15 protein-coding genes and 2 pseudogenes are annotated in these 18,299 nt (G+C 43.2%); 7 read left to right on the top strand and 10 right to left on the bottom strand.

Going from position 1 to position 18,299, the window contains the following annotated elements; genetic code table 11:
- The first annotated feature begins 421 nt into the window (after positions 1-421).
- The 3 genes from sps_RS23925 to sps_RS23935 all read left to right on the top strand — a co-directional run bounded on the left by sps_RS23925 (position 422) and on the right by sps_RS23935 (position 5,494).
- Positions 422-1,879 (top strand): sigma-54 interaction domain-containing protein, encoded by a 1,458-nt coding sequence (locus tag sps_RS23925; RefSeq protein WP_418346777.1) that lies wholly within the window; start codon positions 422-424, stop codon positions 1,877-1,879.
- Between the two features lie 222 nt (positions 1,880-2,101).
- The gene (gene ccoG / locus sps_RS23930) at positions 2,102-3,598 is read left to right on the top strand and encodes a cytochrome c oxidase accessory protein CcoG (RefSeq protein ID WP_077754808.1); all 1,497 of its coding nucleotides are present in this window, start codon (positions 2,102-2,104) and stop codon (positions 3,596-3,598) included.
- A gap of 291 nt (positions 3,599-3,889) precedes the next feature.
- Positions 3,890-5,494: an AMP-binding protein gene (locus sps_RS23935; RefSeq protein ID WP_077754809.1), complete on the top strand. Its 1,605-nt coding sequence runs from the start codon at positions 3,890-3,892 to the stop codon at positions 5,492-5,494.
- A 277-nt stretch (positions 5,495-5,771) separates the two neighbouring features.
- On the opposite strand, the gene sps_RS23940 is transcribed toward sps_RS23935, so the two are convergent.
- On the bottom strand, positions 5,772-6,857 hold the full coding sequence (locus sps_RS23940; protein ID WP_237157931.1) for an alpha/beta hydrolase: 1,086 nt from the start codon (positions 6,855-6,857) through the stop codon (positions 5,772-5,774).
- 142 nt (positions 6,858-6,999) lie between these two features.
- Between sps_RS23940 and sps_RS23945 the strand changes: the two genes are divergently transcribed.
- Positions 7,000-7,269, top strand: a complete 270-nt coding sequence (locus sps_RS23945) for a hypothetical protein (protein WP_077754810.1) — start codon at positions 7,000-7,002, stop codon at positions 7,267-7,269.
- A 466-nt stretch (positions 7,270-7,735) separates the two neighbouring features.
- On the opposite strand, the pseudogene tnpC reads toward sps_RS23945, so the two are convergent.
- The 3 genes and pseudogenes from tnpC to tnpA form a co-directional block, all read right to left on the bottom strand.
- A pseudogene (gene tnpC / locus sps_RS23950) lies at positions 7,736-9,296 on the bottom strand (IS66 family transposase).
- A 213-nt stretch (positions 9,297-9,509) separates the two neighbouring features.
- Complete coding sequence (tnpB, locus tag sps_RS23955) at positions 9,510-9,728, bottom strand: IS66 family insertion sequence element accessory protein TnpB (protein WP_077754811.1); 219 nt, start codon at positions 9,726-9,728, stop codon at positions 9,510-9,512.
- Complete coding sequence (gene tnpA / locus sps_RS23960; protein WP_149027348.1) at positions 9,729-10,094, bottom strand: IS66 family insertion sequence element accessory protein TnpA; 366 nt, start codon at positions 10,092-10,094, stop codon at positions 9,729-9,731.
- A 308-nt stretch (positions 10,095-10,402) separates the two neighbouring features.
- Between tnpA and sps_RS29000 the strand changes: the two are divergent.
- Positions 10,403-10,501, top strand: a pseudogene (locus sps_RS29000) (IS6 family transposase); the annotation flags it as partial.
- 124 nt (positions 10,502-10,625) lie between these two features.
- Here sps_RS29000 and sps_RS23965 read toward each other — a convergent pair.
- Entirely contained in the window at positions 10,626-11,888 is a 1,263-nt protein-coding gene (locus sps_RS23965; protein ID WP_237157932.1) for an NRAMP family divalent metal transporter, read from the bottom strand.
- 187 nt (positions 11,889-12,075) lie between these two features.
- Here sps_RS23965 and sps_RS23970 point away from each other — a divergent pair.
- Positions 12,076-13,232, top strand: a protein-coding gene (locus sps_RS23970; protein ID WP_149027232.1) for an IS3 family transposase whose coding sequence is annotated in 2 segments (ribosomal slippage) — positions 12,076-12,322 and positions 12,322-13,232 — 1,158 coding nt in all. Because the reading frame shifts where the segments join, the coding sequence is not laid out codon by codon here.
- Here the strand turns inward: sps_RS23970 and sps_RS23975 are convergent.
- The 3 genes from sps_RS23975 to sps_RS23985 all read right to left on the bottom strand — a co-directional run bounded on the left by sps_RS23975 (position 13,211) and on the right by sps_RS23985 (position 15,062).
- Positions 13,211-13,555, bottom strand: coding sequence for a helix-turn-helix domain-containing protein (locus sps_RS23975; RefSeq protein WP_077754813.1), 345 nt, complete (start codon positions 13,553-13,555; stop codon positions 13,211-13,213). The two genes, sps_RS23970 and sps_RS23975, sit on opposite strands and share 22 nt — an antisense overlap.
- On the bottom strand, positions 13,552-14,202 hold the full coding sequence (locus sps_RS23980; RefSeq protein WP_077754814.1) for an Abi family protein: 651 nt from the start codon (positions 14,200-14,202) through the stop codon (positions 13,552-13,554). The genes sps_RS23975 and sps_RS23980 overlap by 4 nt, the downstream gene beginning before the upstream one ends.
- Before the next feature lie 149 nt (positions 14,203-14,351).
- Positions 14,352-15,062: a site-specific integrase gene (locus sps_RS23985; protein ID WP_077754815.1), complete on the bottom strand. Its 711-nt coding sequence runs from the start codon at positions 15,060-15,062 to the stop codon at positions 14,352-14,354.
- A 414-nt stretch (positions 15,063-15,476) separates the two neighbouring features.
- On the opposite strand from sps_RS23985, the gene sps_RS23990 reads away from it, so the two are divergent.
- Positions 15,477-16,157 carry a DUF4231 domain-containing protein gene (locus tag sps_RS23990; RefSeq protein ID WP_257788651.1) on the top strand — a complete coding sequence of 227 codons (681 nt, stop codon included), beginning with the start codon at positions 15,477-15,479 and terminating at the stop codon, positions 16,155-16,157.
- Between the two features lie 44 nt (positions 16,158-16,201).
- Here sps_RS23990 and sps_RS23995 read toward each other — a convergent pair whose 3' ends face one another.
- Positions 16,202-16,606 carry a TIR domain-containing protein gene (locus sps_RS23995; protein WP_077754817.1) on the bottom strand — a complete coding sequence of 135 codons (405 nt, stop codon included), beginning with the start codon at positions 16,604-16,606 and terminating at the stop codon, positions 16,202-16,204.
- A 294-nt stretch (positions 16,607-16,900) separates the two neighbouring features.
- Complete coding sequence (locus sps_RS24000) at positions 16,901-17,464, bottom strand: recombinase family protein (RefSeq protein ID WP_237157934.1); 564 nt, start codon at positions 17,462-17,464, stop codon at positions 16,901-16,903.
- Positions 17,465-18,299 lie beyond the last annotated feature (835 nt).

Genomic DNA, 18,299 nt, shown 5'->3' on the forward strand with positions numbered 1-18,299 from the left:
CTCTAATATGAAGCAAAAACTACATCCCCCAGTCAGAATGATAAACATCCCAGCACTTTTTTATAACAAATAAGAAACAATTTCCAATGTTAATTTATTAAACTCTAAAGTTAATCTTTGTGTTTATGCAAAAAATTCGCTAATTACGCGTTATTATCCGCATCTAAATGAATAAAAAATCTAAACTTAATTTCATACTTACGTTTTAAACATGAAAATAAAAAACAATTGATTAACAACCCCCACGTCGACACCATGTGATTTAGGCTGTGAGATTAAAGCCGAAAATCTTTCCAGATAAAGAGTCAATCTCTCGAATAGCCATAATCATGCTAATCGATCTATAATTACTTTGACGATATATCGCGCTTTTCAAATTTAACAATACAATGGTTCATAAATGACTAAATATGGCGATGAAATGCCTAGTTCTACTCAGCTTAGTATCGATAGCCATACAGATTTTTTGCCGGAAAATAAACTGCTGCTCAACGCAGTCGGTGAAGGCATATACGGTTTCGATCTTAAGGGAAATGCCGTGTTCATTAACCCTGCCGCCGAGAGAATGACTGGCTGGATGAATGAAGAGTTATTGGGACGTAATATCCATAATTGCCATCACCATAGTCATGCCGATGGCAGCGACTACCCTCAAGAAGATTGCCCTATTTACAATACCTTGCACGATGGTATCGCTCGAGAAACGAGCCAGGATGTGTTTTGGCGTAAAGATGGCAGCAGCTTTCCGGTTCATTACACCTCTACCCCAGTCTATAAAGATGGTGTGCTGATCGGTGTAGTCGCGATATTTCGTGACATTAGTATCCAGAAGCAAACTGAGCACTCTTTAAGGCAAGCCTTAGAGCAAGTTCAGGCTCTGTCGGAGAAACTCACCAATGAAAATCACTACCTGCTGGCCGAGCTTGCCGATAGAACCGGAGATGTCGGTATATCCGGAGAGAGCCAGATCATCCAACAGATGATCCGTCAGATCAAACTGGTCGCCAATACCAAGAGTACTGTGCTTATCTGTGGTGAAAATGGCACGGGTAAGGAGTTGGTAGCACGCAACCTGCATAGACTCAGCGATCGTAGTGACAAACCCATGGTGAGCGTTAACTGCGCCGCATTCTCGGCTTCACTGCTAGAAAGTGAGCTGTTTGGCCATGAAAAAGGAGCTTTCACCGGTGCAACCAGCCGTCGAAAGGGCCGTTTCGAACTCGCCAATAACGGCACCCTATTTCTCGATGAAGTCGCCGAATTGAGTCTGGAGGCTCAGTCTAAGTTACTCAGAGTCATACAAGAACAGGAATTTGAACGGGTTGGCAGCAGCGAAACCATCAAAGTCGACATCAGATTGGTCGCCGCCACACACCATGATCTGCTTAAACGTGTAGAGTCTGGCTTATTCAGAATGGATCTCTATTATCGTCTCAATGTCTTCCCCATTAAGGTTCCTCCTCTGAGAGAGCGTCCGGACGATATCCCACAGTTAATCAGTCATATCGTCACAGATTTGAATAGAAAACTCGGTAAAAAAATCAAAGGTGTCAGTAAACAAGGTCTCAAAAATCTGATGGCTTATTCTTGGCCAGGTAATGTCAGGGAATTACAGAACGTACTGGAGAGATTCAGTATTCTGAGCCACAGCCCGATTCTGCAGATCCCCAAGATAACCTCCCAAGAGCCTGAAAACCGAGTCAAATATGGTAAGACCTTAGATCAAGTCGAAGCCGAGCATATCAGGCTAACACTGCAACAGCTTAACTGGCGGATCTCCGGTCCCAAAGGCGCCGCGGCGGTACTGGGTCTGCCTCCGAGTACATTGAGATCCCGTATGCAGAAGCTCAGCATAATACGCGGAGCGGAGCAAAGCTAAATCTCTAGGGCTTACCTCAAAAGTACATTGAGAGCCAGCTCACATCGAATATCCAACTGTATTATTGTTCGATATATCGTGATAACGCGATATATCGTGATCCGGATAATTTATCAGTAAATATAAACAATTATTTTTCAGATACTTATAGACATTTATTTCTGGCCTTACTCTTGCTTTATCAACAGCACTTTATGTGAGAGTAAGTTGTCGGAACCAAACATGAAAAACAGTAATCATTCACCTTCTATAGATCCAATATCAATAAAGGCTGTAGCCGGAGTGCAAATATCTCCCTCCCCGGCTAAGACCAGCCAAAGCATCCCTATCAAACAGATCCCAGTGGGTCCAAAACCTGTAAATAATAAGATCCATATCAGGGAACAGAAAGGTTATTTTCAACGACTAAGAACTAGCCTAAATAGCCTGCTTATCGCCGCATTTTTCTTACTGCCTTTAATTCAGTACCAAGGCCGGCAAGCCGTGTTATTCGATCTCAATGAACAACAGTTTTACTTTTTTGGTACCACACTCTGGCCACAGGATTTTCCCCTTCTAGCCTGGATTTTCATAACGGCGGCATTTTTGCTGTTTTTTATCACCGCTTTTCTCGGGCGAGTCTGGTGTGGATATCTCTGCCCACAAACAGCCTGGACGTTTATCTTTGTGTGGATAGAAAACCGTATCGAAGGCGGTCACAATAAGCGCCGGATTTTGGACAAGAGCCCTTGGAACCGAGACAAGATAATCAAACGCACCAGTAAGCATTTGCTTTGGGGGCTGATAGCCCTGCTCACTGGCAGCGGTTTTATCGCTTATTTTGTCCCAGCCACCAGCGTCTACCCACAGATATTCGGCTTCACTGCCAGCCCCATGCTCACAGCCTGGGTATGGTTTTTTGCCATCTGTACCTACATTAATGCCGCCTGGATGCGAGAGATGGTGTGCCTGCACTTGTGCCCCTATGCCAGATTTCAATCGGCTATGTTTGACGCTAATACGATCACAGTAGCCTATGAACCCAGTCGCGGTGAGTCCCGTGGGCCGAGAAAGCGCAAACAAGCCACCGAGCTGGGTGATTGTGTCGACTGTAACTTGTGTGTCGATGTCTGCCCCACAGGAATAGACATACGTAACGGCCTGCAATATGAGTGCATCAACTGTGGCGCCTGTGTCGATGCCTGTAACCAGACCATGGACAAATTTGGCTATGCACCCAATCTCATCGGCTATCGCAGCGAAAATCATCTAAAAGGCCAGAGCAACAAGCCTCTGACTTCACTAAAATTTCTAGGCTATGGCATAGCGACCATGGTTATGCTCTCGGTAATTTGTATGGATATTTACCTGAAAAAAGATATTCAACTCAACGTGATTAGAGACAGGCAGAGCCTATACCGTGAAACACTCGATGATAAAATCGAAAACAGCTACACCCTCAAGGTCCGCAACAAGACCCAGAGTGAAAAACACTATCGTTTGTCTCTGTCAGGTGACAGACCTTACAGTCTGCAAAAAAACGTTGATCTCAAGATCAAGGCGGGTGAGCAACTCACCTATCCTATCACTGTGTATAGTCAGGCTAACGGAGCCATAGACAAGGGCACTCCTGATGTACATCAAGTGAAAGCCGGGATGGCCAGGATCGTGTTTCAACTCAGAGATACCCAAGATCCCAGCAATCAGATATCTCAGGATTCTAATTTCTTCACTCCATAAAACCAGTTAGAAACTTAACTAAAAGCCAAACTAACATTAACAAATCATCCGCTTGCCAAATATGCCAGCGGGTGCCTTCCCGCCTAAACCCCGCGCTATCAAACTAACATAGAGCTATAACTCTAAAGTTAACATGCTGTTAGACCAAGTTAGAAATGTGATCGGTTTCACATTTTTTGTTGACCTAATGCCATTTTTAGCACTAATCTAAACACCTGTTTGATTTTTGAAGCTGTCAGGGTTAACCCATCATACCCAGCAGCATTCGCTTAATTCATAAGGGCTCAACCTATGGCGTACGATTCAGATTCAGCACTCGACCTCACTCAATACTCATCACTTATCCATCTAATAGAGACGGCGGGTGAAAAACATGCAGATAAAATCGCCTATGCCTGTTTAGGTCATCATGCAACATTCAATGAGATTGAACGTGACTCTCGTTATTTTGCCGCCTACCTACAGAGTATTCCGGGCCTTAATCCTGGCGATCGTATTGCCATACAGCTGCCCAACATTATCCAATATGTTATCGCCGCCTACGGTGCCATTCGCGCCGGCATGGTGTTAGTAAACACTAACCCCTTGTATACAGAGCGCGAACTGACCCATCAATATAATGACTCAGGTGCCAAGGTCTTAGTGGTGCTGTCAGATTTACTACCAAGCCTAGATAATGTAGTTGCCAACACAAGAATAAACACTGTAATTTCGACGCATGCGGCGGATTTACTGGCACCTCAGGCACAACCTGAAGTTTCATTTACGACCCATAAATTATTAGATGTACTGACCCAGGGCAAAAGCTTGCCATTCGAGCGATTCAGTACAAGTTTAGACACCTTGGCCGCCCTACAATACACAGGTGGCACTACAGGTTTGTCAAAGGGTGCCATGCTTAGCCACAGCAATCTCATCGCCAATGCTATGCAGATCAAGTCTCGTTTAGGGGATAAGCTAGTGGAAGGCGAAGAAATATTTGTCGCCCCGCTTCCCGTCTATCATATCTATGCCTTCATGATAAATTTGGTGCTCTATTTTGAGCGCGGCTGCTGTTCGGTCTTAGTGCCTAACCCGAGAGATATCGCCTCCCTTATCAAGACACTATCTGGCTATAAATTTACCGGTTTTGCCGGACTCAATACCCTGTTTGTCGGCTTGTGTCATCAACCCGAATTTAAGGCGTTAGATTTCAGTCACCTCAAGGTCACCATCTCGGGCGGCACCGCCTTAACCCAAGCCGCAGCAGGCATGTGGAAAGAGACGACGAACTGCACCATATCTGAAGGCTACGGCTTATCTGAAACCTCGCCTGTTGTCTCACTCAATGCTCCGGGTCTCGAACAGCTGGGCACTATCGGTAAGCCAGTCATAGGCACTCTGGTCAAGATTCTCGATAACGATGATAACGAAGTGCCTCAGGGCGAGACTGGCGAACTGGCAGTAAAAGGCCCTCAAGTGATGAGTGGTTACTGGAACAAGTCGAAAGAAACCACCAAGGTGATGACAGAGGATGGGTATTTTAAGACCGGTGATATAGCGCTAGCCACCCAAGATGGTCTGCACAAGATAGTCGACCGAAAGAAAGATATGATTATCGTCTCAGGCTTCAACGTCTACCCTAATGAAGTGGAAGATGTACTGGCAAATCATGAAGCTGTGCTCGAGTGTGCCGTCATAGGCATAGCCGATGAACGAGCCGGCGAAGCAGTAAAAGCAGTTATCGTACTGGCGGATCAAAATAGTGACACCGAAGCCGCTAAAGCGACCATCATCTCCTATTGCCGCGAGCAATTAACCGCTTATAAGGTGCCGAGACAGATTGAGTTTATGTCTGCCCTGCCTAAATCCACGGTAGGTAAGATTTTAAGAAGAGAGTTAAGGAAAACTAAGTAGGACCGGCTTTAGCCGGGAGCAGAGCTAAAGACAAAGCAAAGAAAGCTATAAGTTCGAGACAAGACAAAATCAGGGGCAATCTAGCCCCTTTTTACTCGCTGGCCCCGAACATTTATCAAGTCTGTATGTTTAACTCACCACTTAGGACTTACCACTTAAAAATTCCAACTGGAAGCTGAAAACTGGCAACTAGAATCGGCTTTAGCCGAGAGCTGAGCGGCTAAAGCACAGAGGTAAGATGAATATCTAATATCGCAGCTAAAGCAGCTCCTACATATCAAAGCCTTCTTAGCCACTCCTCGATTACCGGTCTGACATCAGGGCTAACGACTATGCCCATATGGCTCAGTCCGAATAGTACCTTCACTTTTGCCTTTTCGTTATCCGGTAGCTTGCTTGAGATAAGCGCTTGGTATTTATCGGCGAACATAGTCTCATCAGCACTTCCAGCCAATACAAGTAATGGCTGAGTGATGGCGCCTAAATCTTTGGCATAATCCCGTGGGGCAAATGAGCTATTGAGGCGATAGGAATAAGCCAGCGTCTCGGTGCCGTTGCGGACCGCCTCGGGCATATTGAATTCGATGCTGGTAAGGTGATCTAAGCTATGAATGCCAATATTATTGAGCATACTCAGACCAATAATTCGCGCGGTATAGGGCTTAGCCCAACCACCAGCATTTGGCCTCGTCGTCGGCGCATTATAGTAGATGAACGGCGCCAGTAGCAGGTAAGCATCGACCTGATTTCCATATTCACCTCCGGCGAAGCGTATAGCTAAGCCGCCACCGGAAGAATGCCCCCCCATGATAATCGAACTGTTCTTAAAATCTTTTTGTAGCTGAGAGTCTTGCTTTAACTTGCCAATAAAATCCGCCAAATCGTCTTCGAACTGGCCGATATAATCAATATCACCGCGCCTCTGAGGATTAACGCCATGACCTCTGAGATCCGGCGTCACCACCTGAGCCAGCCCCTGCTCGCTGATATATTTGGCCAGAGGATAAAATTGCTGACTGTGCCAGCCCGAGCCGTGGAGCAGAACCAAGACCTTATTGGACCCACTGGGATAATAGCGATAATCCAATTGTGCCCCATCGCGAGCGGTATAGCTCTGAAGCGCTGGCATCTCGCTATAGTCGAGCTTCATCTCGGAAAAATCGATACCTTGCTCCACGGCGCCTCCTTGTTTTATAGAACCAGTTTCATTTATAACGGTACCCTTTATAACAGCGCCATTCAAAGCAGTCTTACCTTCGGTAGCATCAGACCCACCAAAATAGGCAAGCCCAGAGGCTATTCCCAGGTAGATGAGAACCGAGATACTCAGCGAAATAAAAATCCGTTTTAATATTTTCGACATGATTTTCTATCTATGAATTAACCGAAAGTCAGAGTGACTGTATACAGAGACATAATGTCGTCATAGCCTGACAAGTTCAATCTTTTCCTATGCATGTGGCATAATGGTATTCAGTAGATAACTAGATAACAGAGCAGTAACAATGGACAATCAAGAAGACAGCTACATGACTGAAGAGACATTAATTGAAACTGTCGAAAATCAGATCGCCGACGGTGAACCCAAAAAGGTAAAAGCAACCTTGATGCGCTTAGTCATGACAGGAACACCCCGTGAAGAAGCGATTCAATGGATGGCCTGCGCGCTGGGTGTCGAAGTATTCGATGTCATGAAAAATGGCGCTTCTTTTAATGCAAAGCGTTATGACCAACATTTAGATGAATTACCGAATATGGATTGGTTAGACGATTAAGCAGGCCTTCGAATGAAGGCTGGTTGCATTTTCTGATTTATATTCTGGCTTAGTTCATGTTGGGTTGTGTTTGAAAGTCGTACCTTTCATTGCAACCTAACGCTTCCCAGCGGGGGCTATGCAGAGGTTTCTGCGAAACGCCGCAAGCACTTCCTTGTGGGCTCGACGATGGCATCCCTGCCATCAACGTCCGCAGCTGCATCTACACTGGATGATTTACAAGATTAGTTCTTTCTTCGATTTGGATTTTATTGGTAAGTCTAAGCTTGAATTGGTAACACGTTTATGCCCCATTATCCGTTTCGCAGAGTAAAAGGTAAGCAAGCTGAATAATATTTCTTCCTTATAAAAACTAATGTGAAAGGAGTTTGTATAATCCTAAAGTTCTGCCTGTCTCATCTCTTTAACAGCAATATGCAAAGCTGGTTACGCAACAGCGGAACGCACTTGCTTTTTAGCTGTAATTTTAAAAAAATGAGAGTTGTAGACGATAAATGTCTGGTATTCGGTATGCGTGTGGTGATCTACACGTTGAGGTTAACGAAGGGAGTAAGGACTCGACTTCATTAGGAGCTATGGCAAGCTGAGTCAGGCAGTGGTTGATATAATCAAAGGGCATGAGTCCGTTAACCTTGGCTGTTTCGATAATACTGTAAAGCACGGCGCTAGCCTGAGCACCAGAGGCCTTATTGGAGAGCATCCAATTTTTTCTCCCCATCACAAAGGGTTTGACGGCCCGCTCTGCGCGGTTGTTATCGATAGAGAGTCGCCCCTCTTCGATATAGTGCATCAGTTTTGGCCACTGATTTAACGTGTAGCTAATGGCTTCACCCAGTTTGGTTTTGGGTGAGATACGCATGACCGCTTTATCCAGCCACTCCTTGAGAGTGTTGAGCAAAGGGGCTGCGACCTCTTGCCTTTGTTGATATTTTTCTGCCGCGGGTTTACCTTTAAGCTTTATCTCAAGGCGGTAGAGTTTCTTGATGTGGTTGATGGCCCAGTCACTGCTCCCGATTTTACCTTTCAGCTGGACTCGCTGCGCTTCCACGAACTTTCTTCTGGCATGTGCCCAGCAGCCGACCAAGGTCGCTTTGGTCTGGGCATAGCCCTGATAACCATCACAATGCAAGTAACCGTTGAAGCCATCGAGAAAATCAACGGCATGATAGCCGTGCCGGCTCACGCGGTAGTCATACTGCACGATATTAGGTTGTTCATGATTTCCAGGCGAGTCAGTGCCAGAGCTGTACACCCACATGTAACATTTAGCCCTGTCTTCACAGAGCACATTCAGCGTGGTCTCATCAGCATGCAGGACTTGCAGCCTGATAAGGATGGATTTAATTTTATCGTACAGCACTTGCAGTAATTGACTGCTTTTCATCATCCAGTCTGACATGGTGCGGCGGCTGAGGTGGATACCCCATTGCTTAAACTGAGTTTCCTGACGATAAAGCGGCATGTGATATTGATATTTAGCGGTAGAGTAAACTCGGCGTTGCGATACCCTTGGGGATAGGTGATGGTGGAACTGGTGCCTGCTTAATCGGGGTTATCGTGTTGTGAGTCTCACAATGGCGACAAGCATACTTTGGACGGACATGTTGTTGCACTTCCACTTTAGTTGGCACGAACTCCAGTTTTTCACTGATATCCTCACCGATTTTATGTAAGTCGTGGCCGCAGCACTCGCAAGTCTTATCTTCATCAGGGATGTCATGCACAATAACAGTACGAGGAAGTTCTGCAGGTAGCGGCTTACGCTTGGGTTTGTTACGGGTATAGGTGAGAGTCTCAACGTCTGCAGACTCATCCTTGTCGCATTCCTCTTCAGCCTCATTAAACAGCGAAGCTTGCTCTGGGCTCACTTCACTGCTTTTACCAAACCGGTGATGTTGAGCTAAACGAAACTGTTCGAGTAAACGTTGATATTTATTTTCCGTTACAGCTAAAAGCGCCTCAGTCTCTAGCAATTTAGCCAGAAGCTGTTGGGGTGATAACTTGGTTTCTACCGGTGCTTTATTCATGGCGTTATTATACCACGACACCCCATGAGCACGATGATTTACAGCTTATTTAGTTCGATTTATCTCCACATTTTCAATCGGTTACTGTACTGTTGATTGATAGTTCAGTTTTTGATGTCCCATCACCTCAAAACCTTGCAGTAGCCATTGCAACTGCTGATGAGAGAGGGTCAGAGTTTCAGATTCAATTCTCGAAGGCCATTTAAAGCGTTCCTAGTCGAGACGCTTATACCACAGTGCAAATCCTGTTCGGTCCCAGTATAAGATTTTAAGCTTGTCCCGGGCTTTGTTGGTAAAGACAAATAACGCATCTGAAAACGGTGATAGCTGCATATCTTGCTCGACGATAACGACCAGGCCGTTAATGGACTTGCGAAAGTCGACCACATCTCGATGCAAGTAGAGGGTCTCTATATCAGAGAACAGTGACATCTAGCGGCACTCCCTGAGTAGCTGGCCTAGCCAACGTGGGTCAGTATTGAGCGGAAGCGTCAATGACATCGCCCCCACGGCCAGATTAATCACCGCCACTTCTTGTGGTGGCTCTGTCGCTAATGCCTCTGCTTTGGGCGTGAGTTTTACAAAGGTTGAATGAAATGCTTCTTTAGCCTTCATCAACTCGCTTCTCTTGCGGCTAAAGGTTTTAACGACAAGGTGATGCTGGGAACAAAAATCAACAATCGTTAATTTGCTTTGTTTGTGCAGCTCTATGAGCTCAAGCCATTGTTCTAGTGTCTTATGTTTACGCGAGGCCATCTCAGTTACTCGAAAAGTATCGGTAACAAAGACTCTAGTCACTAACCCCTACAAGAGTTAGGTGTAGATCACCACCCGTTTACGGTATTCGGCGTAGGTTCGTAATACATGTAACCAGGTGTCACCTCACTATTTTTAGAAATAGCGAATTAAGGCACCATCTCAAAAAACTAACGTTTTTCGAGACTTACAAAAATAAGATTAAGACTCCCATAAATCTTGACTCTCTTTATCTCAAAACTCGTCTTAAAAATCAAAATCCCAAGAACTCATCTAACTATTGATTCTTAAGACATTATCACCCTCATAATTCAAAGTGACACCTGGTTACACGCATTACGAACGGGGGCCTGGCAGGCGTTGAACTTTGGTCCATGATTAAGCAGGGGCAAATGGACACCACTGAAATTATGACCCCATGGGAACAATTTTATTCTTTAGCGGCCTAGTTGTGTCTGAGGAAGTCCGTCCCCTCAATTTATAGCGGCCCGATCTCTGTTTGCGACAGAACCCAAATTACAACCCGAAAATTGCTAATCCCCCTCCGCAGGGCGTAGTTAAACCGCTCGCAATTTAACTTATGAACTTACTGACAAAATGCCCAATATTGCTAAAACTCGCAATGGCCATCACCAAGACAATAGCAATACCTATTACAGACAAATAAACTGGATGCTTATAATCACCTACGATATCCTTTCTACCTGTTGCCGCAAGCACAAATGCCAAAACTACAGGAAGAATGAGACTGTTTACCAAGCCTGCCAACATCAACAATAAGATAGGCATGTTCATCATCACCGTGCCTATGCTGGTAAGTACTATAAAACCCACACACCAAGCCTTCTCATTACGCGCAACTACTGGAAATAGCGTCTTAATGAATGAAATGGCCATATATGAATTACCGACTACTGAGGTAATCGAAGCAACAAACAGTACCAAGCCGAAGATATAGTAGCCCACTTCTCCTGCACCTTGATAAAATGCATTAGCAGCAGGATTAGCTGAGTCCAACACAGCACCTGTTGCTATCACACCGAATATGGCTAGGAAGAGTAAAATTCGAATAACAACGACAATCGTGATCCCAGCCCAGGCCGCAGTTTTAATGGTGCCAATATTCTCTTTTCCTTGCAGGCCAATATCAACCAAACGCTGTGCTCCTGTGTAATACCCTCCCACAGCCCCTCCCACAATTATCAAAGTGGGTAGCAATAAATCCCCTATGTCCGTTGGGGATATCGCGGAGGTTAGCGTTTCTCCCATAGGGGGAAGGCATGTCATGGCCACGTAGGCTATTAAGATAATCATAAAAATGCCTAAATATCGTGCCATTTGGTCCATGCGTGTTGATGCATTATGAACCACGAATAGTAAGCAACCGACAATCCCTGTGAACAATGTTCCCCATATGGTATCAACGCCCATTAATACGTTTATACCCAGCGCTGCGCCACTGATGTTACCGAAGTTAAATGCCACAGCACCCAGCGCAAGTAAAATACCAATGAAATAGCCTGCACCCGGTATAATTTTATTAGCTATATCTTGAATTCGAAGACCTGAAACCCCGATGATGCGCCATAAGTTCATCACTATACCAAAAGTGATAAAGATTGAGGCGAAGACAGGAAAGGCCATATCTATCTTATATATATTAGTAAATACGGCAGTTTGTGTAAGAAATCCTGGGCCGACCGAAGTCATAGCCATCAAAAAGGCCACACTAAAAATCGCTTTGTTCTGCCAAAACTTAGTCGATGAAGTGATGTTTGAGATGTTTGAGATGTTTGAAATGTTTGAAATGTTTGAAATTATCATTTTCTTGATCATGAGACTCTCAAAAAATAGTGGTTATACACTCAAGGAATAAAGGGACGAACGCAAGTGTAATTGATTTTTATGCTTACATCATAGTTTTTAAAGTTATGCTCCACAGAGGCTGAAAGCGATTCTTATTCTGGTCTAATCGATCTGGACACCATGATTGTGGATAATAGAACTATCAATCGAGGTGAGCATGAATACGAAAAGACAGTACCGAACTTATACCAAAGAGTTTAAAGAAGAAGCTTTATGCTTAATAACCGAACAAGGCTATAGCGTTCCACAAGCCGCAGACGCGCTTGGTGTCTCATCCAACCTGCTCTATACCTGGAAACAGAAGGCTGAAGAGCTAGAGAGTTCTAACGTAACTTCAGATGAGAGAGCCGAGCTTTTAGCCCTAAGAAAAGAGGTTAAGCAGCTTCGCGTAGAGAAAGAAATATTAAAAAAGGCCAGTGCCTTCTTCGCGAAAGAAATGAAGTAAAGTTTCGGTATATTCGAGACAACCGCTCTCAATTCGAAATAAAAACAGTTTGTAAGGTGCTGAACGTTAGCCGTAGTGCCTTCTATGATTGGCTATCTAGGCCCGCTAAGATTATTAGCGAAAATGAGCTAAAACTGTATCGTACGGCAAAGCGCCTTTTCAAGCGCAGTCGTAACAGCTTAGGCTCACGTCAGTTATCCAAAAAACTATGTGAAGAAGGCTATATCATCGGCCGTTATCGCACTCGCTCTATCATGCGAAAGCTTGGCTTAGTGGTGACTCAGCGCCAAGCCTATACAGTAACGACTAAGCGAAAACACAGTGATAGTGTTGCAGATAACGTGCTGAGCCAGAACTTTAACCCTGCTGAACCTAACCAAGCTTGGGCAGGTGATGTCACCTATCTGAGAACTAACGAAGGCTGGATGTATTTAGCTATTGTTATGGATTTACACTCTAGACGAATCATTGGCTGGAGTATCTCGAAACGAATGACCGTCAGCTTGGTTGAACGTGCATTACAGGTGGCTATAACACTTCGTCAACCAGGCTGCGGTGTTTTATTTCACAGTGACAGAGGCTCGCAGTATACGAGTAAGCAATTCCAAAGCTTGCTAACAAAGAGCGGAATGACACCTTCTATGAGCAGTGTTGGCGCTTGCCTAGATAATGCTGTCGTTGAACGATTTTTTGGTAGTTTAAAGCACGAATGGCTGTTGAATGTAGTTCATTTAACACGAGAGTCAATGAAGCAAGATGTTGAGGAATATATTAGGTATTACAACCATGAGCGGTTACATACTACGCTAGGTGATTTAACACCGAGCAACTATGAAAAGTTACAAAGTCAGGTGTCCAGTTGTGCTTGACCAGAATACCCCTTAATCAAATTCAAAATTATCTGTTCATTTAAAACAAACTCTAACACATCATTAGTGTGCCGCAACTTATTCCTGACTTTATTTTTATCTAGCAGCCCCCAGTCAGATATGTAGTAATATCCTGATTTTGTTGAGCCAGCTCTTAGACAGGTAATATCAACATCAGAAAGAGAATTTATAACCTCTTGTACCGTTCTACGGTTCATTCCTGTTGCATCAACCAGCATTGGAACGCTACCAATGTTCGAATCTATCAAGGTAGCAATCAGTAGCTTTCTATTAAATGCGAGCTTCGATTTGTTATAAGTCATATCACCCTATTCGCAAATAGTTCGTTCACGGTTTCTAGTTGGTTTAACCATTTATGCGTTTCATTGCAACGCATGGCAACTGTGGTAGATATCAAAGGGTAAACATCAGTAAGACTAGTTTGATTAAATATCGGCTCATGGTGCGCTATTCGATTCCGCAGTTTACGAATTATGAAACAAGCATCTTTTAACTGCATTCTGATTTGTTGAACAGTCAAGTGAGCAGCATTAGGGAAGATATTATTAATATATGGCTTCCAGATACGACCATCGTGCCTTCGTGTAAACATTTCCTCCCAGAAAAAAAGCTTAACTTCAGGTAGGAGCTTCCCTACACCTTGATATCCATGCTCTCTATACAATGAGGTAATAGCTCGTTTGTTCTTGTCTGTTAAGCTATTGAGAAAGAAATCATTTGTCGGCCAGTCAGCCCCGTACCTTTGGCTAATCGCATCGCTTATAGCGTTCCGTAATGTCACCTCATAAATGTGCAAAGGAACAAAGAAACCAGCGGCTAATTTTGCATTCCATTCATATAGACTTAGTGCTGTACGAACACAATCGTTTCCAGTGTGGTTTACAACGGCATTTCGATAGGTCGCAAAGCGACTGATAGATAACGTTTGCTCTATAGCTTGATATGGCATTAACTGTCCTTATGTCGATATATATATTGACGAAGCCGTCATTTTTGTTCTATTATTTGCTTGTAAGCTTTGGATATTCCTGCTTCGGCAGCCCACCAAAGATATAAGATCAAGATTAAACCCACGACTTTTGTTGTGGGTTTTTTCGTTTATATCATCCACTTTCTTCTTATTTTAAAGCTCTCAAGGCGTTTCTGCTTAGTCGCCTTGCGCTTAATAAACCATTCTGCAATAGGGCTATAAGCTGTGTAATCCATAGCTAGGATCTTACTGATAGAATCATCACTAAACCCCGTGGTAATCATAATGTCATTGGTACTCATGCCAGATCGGTATGACTCAATCACGCACGTTCTGACCAGTGAAAGCCGTCGAACTCCTGCATCCCAAAGCCCAGCATTTTTAATTAATTGGTCTAACAGCTTGTTCATTGCGTGCGGGCTAATGCTTTCCCCTCGATTTTGCACAGTGAACGGCTTTAAATTGTCATCGACAAATAAGGGAGCGTTTGGGTTTAGACTCAAATAGTGCTTGTTAGGCATAGTATTGATCCCAAACTCAATCAGCCATTTAATATACTTTTCGAATGCCCTTTTTAGTTCATCGTTAGCCAGTACAATAGGACGCTCTGCACCATCACGGGTGATCGTATCAGGTAATACCGCAAACTCGTTAAACGTGCCGTCAGGAGCAATAAAGACACTCACAGTTACCAGAGTTAGTTCAAGCTCTCTCAAGCCGAGAACGCCAGCCATTAGCAAGAGTAATTTATTTCGGTGTTTTAGTTCTGTTGTTCGGCCAAAGTTTCGGCTAATCAGTGGCTCATACAGTTCACCATTAACCAGTGGTCTACCATTCATAAACGCAGATATAGTTATCAATTTGCGTTTATACTGGGTGTTATTTTTCAAAATGGCAAGTGATAAAGCACCAAGGCCACATTATTAGCGGCCTTGGTGTGAGGTGATAGGAAACGAAGCATTAGTTTTATTTATCAATAGTCTAATGAAAATTTGTTTAACTAAGTTACATCATATAAAGTAAAATCGCCATCCAACAACTGCCTACTTCATGCTATGAATAACCTCGATATTAGTTTCCCCTCTTTATATATAGTTGCGGACTCAGCATCTAATACTGCTCAGAAAAGCTTTCTCAATCTTTCCAAGATCCATGCATTTATGCTCATTGCTGGAACAGTACTAGCAATATTTGTTATACCGAATGGGATCTACAGCACCATCATGGCATTGTTCTAAATTGGCGCTTTAAGTATTTCAATTTTTCTTGGTGTGAAAAAATACGAGAAAACCTGGTACAACGGAAGAGCAGTCGCAGAATCAATCAAAACTTCAACTTGGAGATATTCGATGAGAGCTACACCGTTTGAGGACGCTAGTAGGATTCAAATCCCCAAATCTGAATTTAGATCTATGCTGTCCAACATACTCAAAAATAATAGGGAACTAGGAGAATCAATTGGTGAGCATGAGGATACTGGTGATCAAATAACATCAGAAATGAATAGAATACGAATGCTTAGCACTAAAGAAAGGTTAGATTTTTATGTGGAACATCGAGTAGATGATCAACGCCTTTGGTACACAAAAAAAGCAGCTTATAATAAACGAATGCACAAAAGGTGGTTTATAGCGTTGATTGCTGCACAATTTTTAGCCTTAACAAGCGTTCTACTCAGAATAGCCTTCCCTGAATGGGAACTTTGGCCTACAGATGTCTTTGTAGTGATAGCTTCCTTTGCAATAGGTTGGATGCAGATTAAAAAATTCAGTGAATTAGCTTCTGCTTACTCTTTAACGGCTCAAGAAATAGGCATTATCCGCAATCAATCAGAAGATATCGAAACCGAATCAGCCCTATCTGAATATACTAATAATGCTGAATTAGCTTTTTCAAGAGAGCATACTCAGTGGGCAGCAAGACAACACACATAAAGAATGAGGCCATTAAGAATCATCACTTAATGGCCTTAACTGTATTAAAGGCTATTTCTGCGAATAGCCCCAACAATGCTTTCTGTGTTCCAATTAACATCTTCGATAGACCGATCTGTGACTGTATTAGAACTACGAGTTCTCCCCCATGGAATTACACCAATAACAGGTACGTTTATTGATAGAGCATAATCAAGCTCCCATTCCATCCAAGGGCTGTGGCTAGCGTAAATGCCTGCTAAGCCAATGACGATTCCTGAACTTTGTATTTTTTCCCTAAGTTTTGTTTTGATATAGGCTGCATTATCGGAGTTTATAGGCTCATACCTTGAAACTTCCTTAAACTCTACATTAAAATAACCTCTATCATTTAAGAGTCTTCTAAGGTTATCTAAGTCGTCGGTATGATCCCATGAGTGACTTATAAAAATAGTGTGATTCGTTGCCATTTTATCCCCTAATTTCTACACATTGTTGCCTAATAGAGTAATGGGGGCACATAGCCCAAAAATCAACCAAGGAAAGAACTAACTTTCCTCGATGAATATCACTAACCATTTATTAGCATTAGAAATTATAATGGATTGGAAAGAACCGAATCAGACCATGTAGGAAACGATAAAGTCTAACAAACTGAACAGCCTGTAAATTTAGTCTCAGCTGTTCTTCTACGTTTAAATGGGTTTTGTGTGAATCCATAGTCAGTTTGTGTCTATGCTAATTTTCCACATAAGATGCACTACTCATGACTTCGAACTTGCAGCTCTTATTCTCATAATGGTTTGCCTCGTAGTGCTATGCTGGCGAGCTACAGCACTAACATTTTCACCATTCTCCAAGCTTTGTCGTACTTCCATTTGTTGCTCTTCATTCAATGAAGGAGGCCTGCCAAACCGCTTCCCTTGTGCTTTTGCTCTCGCTATCCCCGCATGAGTCCTTTCTACTAATAAGTCCTTCTCAAATTCCGCAACTGCAGAGATCACCTGCATAGTCATTTTTCCAGCTGGACTAGTGAGATCTACACCACCTAACGCCAGACAATGTACGCGGATCCCAACGGCTTCTAATTGCTCAACCGTTTTACGGATATCCATCGCATTACGTCCAAGTCGATCAAGTTTAGTCACGACCAGGACGTCCCCAACCTCCATCCGATCTTGAAGCCTGATAAATTCAGGGCGTTCGCTTGCCGCGACTGAGCCGCTGATACTTTCTTCAAGAATACGATGGTTCTCAATACTGAATCCAGCCGCTTGAATTTCAATTCGTTGATTTTCGGTAGTCTGCTCTAAAGGGTCTAAGTACAAAAGCGGTATAAAACGTCAACTCACACAACTTAACTATATGATAAACATAAGTTAGTTGTTGAGGTTTTTAAAATATTTATTCAATAGTTCGTTTCGTCGAATGTACCGTAATTTCGATCGGAAGCAGAGTCTAATAAACGCATTAAAAATTAATAAACTGAACTATGTTTACTTAAACGTGTTTTATAGACCCAATTAATGAGGGATTTAGGCTAAAAGTTCTAGGAATACAAGAGTTCATAAAAACGACCGTTTTTTTAAACCTATAGCTCACCAGTATTCTTTATTGATCCACGATAATTGCTCAATTAATAGATCTTCAAAGGGGATAACATACAAATTATGGAAGATCGTTTTTGAACGACAAAACGTGACAAATAAATTGTTATTTATCAATGCTCTATATAGCCTGAATTGTCGTTTTTTACCGCTTTTGTACTTAGAGCCATCATTATTCCAGAGGTTAGTGTTGGATTTGCAGGGGTATAGAATGTTCGCATTTTAACCAACAAGAAACGCAGAAGAGCCCAAGCCGCTTAAAAACCAGCTGTTACCAAGCCAGATTATGCCCGATTGTTGGGTAGATTTCCGTTTGCCTAGTGTTCAGTAAAATGTGCCTTTTTTGAACCATGCCGATGTGAGCATAGTAAACCAGAAGTAAGAATCTGTCCTAATTAGCCTGAATGTGTTCAGTGAATTTGAACCATGCCAAAAGTTCAATCTCATTCGGATTTGTGTAGAAGAGTCAGCGTCTAGTACAACAAGAAAATTCACGCCCACTTTATTTTTGTTAGCGAAAGTAAAACCAATATTTATATTGTAACTATTGGTTTTT

This window comes from Shewanella psychrophila (genome assembly GCF_002005305.1).
Classification (GTDB): domain Bacteria; phylum Pseudomonadota; class Gammaproteobacteria; order Enterobacterales; family Shewanellaceae; genus Shewanella; species Shewanella psychrophila.

What these genes read in the sequence shown, in the direction of transcription:
- sps_RS23945 (WP_077754810.1), top strand. Translation starts at nt 7,000, where the DNA reads ATGGACAATCAAGAAGACAGCTACATGACTGAAGAGACATTAATTGAA.
- sps_RS23985 (WP_077754815.1), bottom strand. Translation starts at nt 15,062, where the DNA reads ATGAATGGTAGACCACTGGTTAATGGTGAACTGTATGAGCCACTGATT.
- sps_RS23975 (WP_077754813.1), bottom strand. Translation starts at nt 13,555, where the DNA reads ATGACTTATAACAAATCGAAGCTCGCATTTAATAGAAAGCTACTGATT.
- sps_RS23935 (WP_077754809.1), top strand. Translation starts at nt 3,890, where the DNA reads ATGGCGTACGATTCAGATTCAGCACTCGACCTCACTCAATACTCATCA.
- sps_RS23940 (WP_237157931.1), bottom strand. Translation starts at nt 6,857, where the DNA reads ATGTCGAAAATATTAAAACGGATTTTTATTTCGCTGAGTATCTCGGTT.
- tnpB (WP_077754811.1), bottom strand. Translation starts at nt 9,728, where the DNA reads ATGTCACTGTTCTCTGATATAGAGACCCTCTACTTGCATCGAGATGTG.
- sps_RS23965 (WP_237157932.1), bottom strand. Translation starts at nt 11,888, where the DNA reads ATGATCAAGAAAATGATAATTTCAAACATTTCAAACATTTCAAACATC.
- sps_RS23925 (WP_418346777.1), top strand. Translation starts at nt 422, where the DNA reads ATGCCTAGTTCTACTCAGCTTAGTATCGATAGCCATACAGATTTTTTG.
- sps_RS23980 (WP_077754814.1), bottom strand. Translation starts at nt 14,202, where the DNA reads ATGCCATATCAAGCTATAGAGCAAACGTTATCTATCAGTCGCTTTGCG.
- sps_RS23995 (WP_077754817.1), bottom strand. Translation starts at nt 16,606, where the DNA reads ATGGCAACGAATCACACTATTTTTATAAGTCACTCATGGGATCATACC.
- ccoG (WP_077754808.1), top strand. Translation starts at nt 2,102, where the DNA reads ATGAAAAACAGTAATCATTCACCTTCTATAGATCCAATATCAATAAAG.